This is a genomic window from Mesorhizobium sp. M7A.F.Ca.US.006.01.1.1, assembly GCF_003997935.1.
Lineage (GTDB): Bacteria > Pseudomonadota > Alphaproteobacteria > Rhizobiales > Rhizobiaceae > Mesorhizobium.
The window spans coordinates 1-591 of record NZ_RZQL01000529.1 but is presented as its reverse complement, the minus strand read 5'-3'; the positions used below and the strand labels follow the sequence as shown (position 1 = coordinate 591).

Annotated in this window: 1 pseudogene; it reads left to right on the top strand. The window is 56.2% G+C overall.

The features are described 5' to 3' along the window. Window positions 1-374: 374 nt before the first annotated feature. Window positions 375-591, top strand: a pseudogene (locus EN943_RS37335) (NAD(P)(+) transhydrogenase (Re/Si-specific) subunit alpha); the annotation flags it as partial.

Genomic DNA, 591 nt, shown 5'->3' with positions numbered 1-591 from the left:
GCAAGGGCTATTAATCCTCGCGTCAATCTCCGTGCGATCGGAGGGCTCGCGCTGCAAACGCAAGCGTAGCGCTCCCTTCCATGATCCTTCCGCACCGATGAGAAGCCGGGAGCCGCTTACAACCTGCCTGGCGCGGCTCCTCCGCGCTGCGGCTGTAGTATCTTGGATATCCGCTAACTACACTGATTCATCGATCTTCGCTGACAACAGCCAAAGTTGCTCAAAGGCACGTTCGTCCGTGGTTCTATACTGTCACAACAATGAGAGGCCTGTTGTCCTGCCGGCTGTGGCCTTCACCTAAGACCTTGACGAAGCAAAATTGGACATCAAAGAAATAGTTTTTTGGGAGGCGGCCCAGCCGGAGGCGGATGAAATTGAAAATTGGAACACCTAAAGAAATTTCAACTGGCGAAGCTCGCGTAGCTATGACGCCTGAGAGCGCGTTGCAATTGCAGAAAATTGGCTTCTCCTGTGCCGTCGAGACCGGCGCGGGCGCTGCGGCAGGCTTCTCCGACGAGGCCTATGCCAAGGCTGGCGTCGAGATCGTGCCGACGGCCGTGTCACTCTGGGAAACAGCCGATATCATCGCCA